Annotated in this window: 4 protein-coding genes; all 4 read right to left on the reverse strand. The window is 73.2% G+C overall.

Annotated elements, in window-relative coordinates; translation table 11 throughout:
* Window positions 1-117: 117 nt before the first annotated feature.
* The 4 genes from ACOJTC_RS29525 to ACOJTC_RS29540 all read right to left on the reverse strand — a co-directional run bounded on the left by ACOJTC_RS29525 (window position 118) and on the right by ACOJTC_RS29540 (window position 5,420).
* Window positions 118-1,401 (reverse strand): citrate synthase, encoded by a 1,284-nt coding sequence (locus ACOJTC_RS29525; protein ID WP_204924561.1) that lies wholly within the window; start codon window positions 1,399-1,401, stop codon window positions 118-120.
* 215 nt (window positions 1,402-1,616) lie between these two features.
* A complete protein-coding gene (locus ACOJTC_RS29530; protein WP_420119331.1) occupies window positions 1,617-3,680 on the reverse strand; it encodes a sulfatase-like hydrolase/transferase in 2,064 nt (687 codons plus the stop codon).
* A complete protein-coding gene (locus ACOJTC_RS29535) occupies window positions 3,673-5,091 on the reverse strand; it encodes a class I SAM-dependent methyltransferase (RefSeq protein ID WP_420119332.1) in 1,419 nt (472 codons plus the stop codon). Before ACOJTC_RS29535 ends, ACOJTC_RS29530 begins: the two co-directional genes overlap by 8 nt.
* A gap of 14 nt (window positions 5,092-5,105) precedes the next feature.
* Entirely contained in the window at window positions 5,106-5,420 is a 315-nt protein-coding gene (locus ACOJTC_RS29540) for a hypothetical protein (RefSeq protein WP_420119333.1), read from the reverse strand.
* Window positions 5,421-5,703: the final 283 nt, after the last annotated feature.

Raw genomic sequence — 5,703 nt, forward strand, 5'->3', positions numbered from 1 at the left:
GCCCCGAGCCCGGGGGGCAACGTGCTCGGCGCCGCGGGCGTGCGCTGCCCGCCCCGGCGCGACACGCGACGCCCGCCGCCCCCCCCGCGGGGGCGGCGCCCTTCGTCGTGACCGGGGTCAGCGCTGCGCGATCGCGGTGAACTCCCGCTCGGGCGCACCGGTGTAGATCTGCCGGGGGCGGCCGATCTTCGTCTCCGGGTCGCTGATCATCTCGCGCCACTGGGCGATCCAGCCGGGCAGCCGGCCGAGCGCGAACAGCACCGTGAACATCTTCGTGGGGAAGCCCATGGCCTTGTAGATCAGGCCGGTGTAGAAGTCCACGTTCGGGTAGAGCCGGCGGGACACGAAGAAGTCGTCGGCGAGCGCGATCTCCTCCAGCTGCATGGCCAGGTCCAGCAGCGGGTCCGGCTTGGCCATCCGGTTGAGCACGTCCTGGGCGGCCTTCTTGACGATGGCGGCCCGCGGGTCGTAGTTCTTGTAGACCCGGTGGCCGAAGCCCATCAGCTTCACGCCGTCCTGCTTGTCCTTGACCTTGCGGACGAAGGACGCGACGTCGCCGCCGTCGGCGTCGATCTTCTCCAGCATCTCCAGCACGGCCTGGTTCGCCCCGCCGTGCAGCGGGCCGAACAGGGCGTTCACCCCGGCCGAGACCGAGGCGAAGAGGTTGGCGTTGCTTGATCCGACCAGCCGGACGGTGGAGGTCGAGCAGTTCTGCTCGTGGTCGGCGTGCAGGACGAACAGCATGTCCAGCACCCGGGCCACCACCGGGTCGACCTCGTACGGCTCGGCGGGCACGCCGAAGGTCATCCGCAGGAAGTTGTCCACGTAGCCCAGCGAGTTGTCCGGGTACAGCAGCGGCTGACCGATGGACTTCTTGTAGGCGTACGAGGCGATGGTGGGGACCTTCGCCATCAGCCGGACCGTCGACATCTCCACGTGCTCGGAGTCGAACGGGTCCAGGCTGTCCTGGTAGAAGGTGGAGATGGCGCTGACCGCCGAGGACAGCACGGCCATCGGGTGGGCGTCCCGGGGGAAGCCGTCGAAGAACCGGCGCATCTCCTCGTGCAGCAGGGAGTGCCGCCGGATCCGCTCGCTGAACTCGCCCAGCTGCTGCTGGGTCGGCAGCTCACCGTAGATGAGCAGGTACGAGACCTCCAGGAAGGAGGACTTCTCGGCCAGCTGGTCGATCGGGTAACCGCGGTACCTCAGGATGCCCGCGTCACCGTCGATGTAGGTGATCGCGGAAGAGCAGGAGGCGGTGTTCACGAAACCGGGGTCGTATGTTGTCATTCCGGTTTCCTTGAGCAACTTGCTGACCCCGATGCCCGCAGGGCCCTCGACCGCGCCCTGCACCGGCATCGAAAGCTGCCCACCGGGGTGGTCGAGCTTGACTTCCGTCATGTGGTTCCTCGCTTCGCCGGCGAATCTTCGTTGAATTGCCTTCGCTTTTACCGTAATCGCGGTCGCGGGGATACCGCCCGCCGTGGTTCTGCGGTGAGGTATGCGTCACCCGTTTCCCGGCCCGGCGGCGCGGAAACCCGTGCCGGCGCGGGCGGGTCACCCGCGACCGGATGCCGGGAACGGCGTGGCAGAAAGCGGCGAAGTGCGACGAAAGCTCAGGAAAGGGTCAAGCGGCGCAGCGTGTCGCCGGGACCCACCCGGTAGATGTCCAACCGGTTCGCGCCGGCCCGGAACAGATGGTCGTCGGAAAGGAACGCGGCGAACCGGCGACCCCCCGGGTCCGGGGTAACCACCGGGACGACCGCGCCGATCCGACCGTTGACGGCGACGGCGAGCAGCGTGCCGTCCGGCACCTGCGGGGGCACGGAACCCCACACCAGGGCCGGCAGCTCCCCCGCCGCCGGATCGACGTGGTCGAACGCGCCCAGGTGCGCCACCGAGGCGGCGCCACCCGACGGCTTCTCCCCCACCGTCGTACCCACCAGCGGATGCGGGGCGGGCGGCGCGGGCCGGGCGGGCACCCCGCCGGGAAGGACCACCCGCTCACCGGGCCGGTCGTAGAAGTACTTCTCGGTCCGCTCCCGGGGCGGCTGCTGCGCCGAGCGCCCGTCGAGCCGCCACGGGACCCGCACGTGCACCTCGTCGGCGATGGTGGGCAGCAGGTCCACGTGCTCCCAGTTGCGGTCGTCGACCCGGCCGGCGCGCTGGCCGGGCTGCTTGACGAACAGCGGCACCCAGGCCACCTCGCCGGGCGCGTGCGTGATCGCGTCCATCCCCCGGCCCTGCCAGTCCCGGGTGAAACTCACCCCGTGGTCGGCGGTGAGCACGACCAGCGACCTGTCGTACAGGCCGGTGGCGCGCAGCGTGCGCAGCGTCTCGCCGAGCAGCCGGTCGGTGTACCGCAGCTGGGCCAGGTGCCGGGTCCGGGCCAGCTCCACCCAGCCGGCACCGTCGTTGGGCAGGTCGTCCGGCGCGTCGTAGCGCGCCCCGGACGGCAGGTACGCCCACGGCGGGTGCGGCATCAGCAGGTGCAGGAAGTGCAGGGTCGGCCGGTCGGACGGGCGCAGCCCGGCCAGGAAGCTGGTGAACCGGGCCGGCTGGTTGTCGTTCAGGCTGTCCCAGCGGAACTTCGGGTCGGCGGGGACCGGCTCGGCGGCGTCCAGGCCCACCTCGGCGGCGGTCTGCTCCCGGTAGGACTCCTGCGGGTCGATGCGGCTGTCCACCGGGGCGGCGATCCGGCGCAGCAACGTGCCGCTCTCCCGTACCAGCACGCCGAGCCCCTGCTCGGGGGCGACCGGCTGGTCGCACCGGCTGGGCGGGCAGAGCCGGGTGATGCTCTCCTGGGCGCGGATGTCGTACAGGCCGCCGAGGGCGGTGAAGAGGTTGTCCGGGTACTGCGAGTAGTGCGGGGCCGACGGGGTCGACGGGTACCGACCGGTCAGCATCGCCGGCAGCGCGTACGGCGTCCACCCGCTGACCCCGGTGGCGTTGCGGTACCAGGTCGACCCGCCGGCCAGCTCGGCGAAGTTCGGGTAGCGGGTCGCGTCGATCCGCCCGTCCGGGCCGAGCAGCGAGACCAGCGGCAACTCGTCCAGGACGATCATGACGACCGGCGGGTGGGAACCCGGCCCGGCCACCCCGGCGGCGCCCTCGTGCGCGCGGGGCAGCACCACCGCCGAGGCCGGCGAGGCGAACAGGAACAACCCGACGAAGACCAGCGGCCCGAGGGCCGCCACCCGCAACACCCGGCCGAGCACCGACCAGCGCCGGTACGCCACCGCCCCACCCGCCCCGACCAGCGCCGCCACCACCAGCAGCGGTACGCCCCGCAGCGGCGTCACCTGCCGGCCCGCCTGCACCGCCAACGCGGCCAGCAGCAGCCCGACGAGCACCGTGTGGGCGCCCACCCGGACCCGGACGCCGGCCAGCCGGGTAGCCGCCCCGAGCAGCACCACCGCCGCACCGGGCACCAGCGCCACCACCGCCACCAGCGCCAGGACGTCCCCACTGGTGGCCCGGTGGAACAGGAAGAAGTCGGGGCTGCGCCCGAGCACGTCGAGCAGGGGCTGGGTGACCACCAGACCGACCAGGGCCATCACCTCGTACGCCCGGCGCAGCTCCACCCGCCAGCCGGCCGGGGCGGGCGTGCGGTCCGGCACCGGCGGCGCGGTGGGCGTCGGCCGCCGGAGCGCGGTGCCGGTCGGGGAAGGCTCAGCCATCCACCACCGCCTGGTAGAGCGTCCGGGTGCCGCAGGGCAGTTCCTGCTGGCGTTCGACGCGGCAGCGGGCGGCGAGCAGCCGGGCGAACTCGTCGCGGTGGTAGTCGGGGAAGAGCCCGGCCGGTTTGTTCGCCAACAGCCGCCGCGCCATCGGGTCCTGCGGGTGGACGAACTCCACCACCAGCCGTCCACCGGGCCGGACGTAGCCGGCCAGTTGCCCGATCACCTCGACCAGCGGCACGTTGCGGCCGATCGCCAGATGGTGCACCACGGCGAGGGCGAGCACCACGTCGGCGTGGGCGCGGTCGGCGAACCCGGCCCGTTCCACGCCCCGCCAGCCGCCGCCGGGCGACGGGTCGGCGAGGTCCATCACCAGCGGCAGGATGCGCTGGTCGCCCTCGGCGCGTAGCGCCCGGTAGAGGGCGTCCACCACGGCCGGGTCCTGCTCGACGGCGACCACCCGGGCGGCGTGCCGGGAGGCGATCCGCGCGTACCGGCCGTCGTTGGCGCCGAGGTCGAGCACCAGCCCGGCGGCGACACCCGCCACCGCCGCCTCGACGAAACCCTCCTTGGCCGCCCGGTCCGCCGTGGTGTAGCCGCAGGTGCGCTGGTAGTCGACCCAGTGGCCGCCGTCGACCCGACGGTCCAGCCGGCGGACCAACCGCGCCAACCGGCGTACGGTGGCCAGCGCCAGGTCCCGCGAGTAGCCGGCGTCGCGTAGCTGGGCGGCGACGGCGCTGCTGCTGGCCCCGGCGTGCCGGGCCTGCATCGCGCCGTGCAGGTGCACGTGCGTCGGCACCCCGGGCAGCAGCCGGCGGACGCCCCGGAACAGCGGGCGGAGCTGGTCGGCCTCGATGCCGTCGACCCGGGCCCGCAGCCAGGGCTGGAAGTTCACGCCGAGGTGGGCCTGGAGCAGCAGCGGATAGAGCAGGGTCTGGCAGAACTGCCGGTAGCCGGCCCACGGTTCGCCCTCGGTCAGCGGCGCGAACGAGCCGACGTCGATGAAGACCGGGGTGGCGCCGCGCCACTGGAGGTTGTAGGCCGACCCGTCCTTGGTGGTGAACCCCGCCTCGAGGGCCCGGCGCAGGATCTCCAGGTGCAGCAGGGCGGCGTCCCGCAACATGCCGAACGACCACTCGTAGGGGTGCGAGACGAACGGGATGCGCTCGTGCCGCAGCACCGTCGTCCACCCGGTGTCCGGTAGCGTCGCCGGGTCGACCGGGGCGGTGCCGCAGACCTTGCCCTCGGCGAGCAGCGCGGCGAAGAACCCGCTGCCGGAGAGCGCCTGCCAGTCGGCGGCACCCTGCGGGCCGAGGCCGCGCAGCACCTGGTCGCCCAGGTGGAAGACCCGGTTGGCGGGGTCGCGGAAGGAGCCGGGTTCCGGCCGGATGCGCAGGTCGGCGGCGGTCATCGGTACGCTCCCGGTCAGTTGCCGGCCGGCTGGCGCGGCTGCCGGTCGGCCCGGGCCGCCTCGGCCGGTGCCGTGGCGGGCCGGTCGGTCACGGTGGCGGACTGGTCGGTCACGGTGGCGCCGGGCCGGCCGGACGCGGGGGCTGCGGCCTGGCCGCCGGGCTGGCCGGACGCGGGGGCCTCGGTGGGCTCGGCGGACCCGCGCCGGAACCGGGCCGCCACCCGCCGCCAGTAGAGCTTCGCGGCGACCGCCGCGCCCGCTGTTCCGCCGACCACCGCCTGCACGATCAGGCTGCCGGACCCCGCGTCCAGGTAGGCCAGGTGCATCATCGGCCCGCTCCCTTCCTTCGCCGTCAATGGACCGCCGCCAGGTACGCCACATGAGGCATATACACCTTAAAGACGGTTTGCTCCCCTGACACCGTACGTCGTCCGGTCCTGCCGCGAGGGGGACATGGTTTCCTCGGCCCGGTCCGTTCCGTTCAAGACCCCGCGGCGGCGTCCGCCCTACCCTGGCCACATGACGCCCCGCTTCGACCTCATCGGCACCGCGGTCAACGACATGGCCCGCACCCTGGACTTCTACCGCCGGCTCGGACTGGACATCCCCGCC

Source organism: Micromonospora sp. (genome assembly GCF_048594385.1).
Taxonomy (GTDB): domain Bacteria; phylum Actinomycetota; class Actinomycetes; order Mycobacteriales; family Micromonosporaceae; genus Micromonospora; species Micromonospora wenchangensis.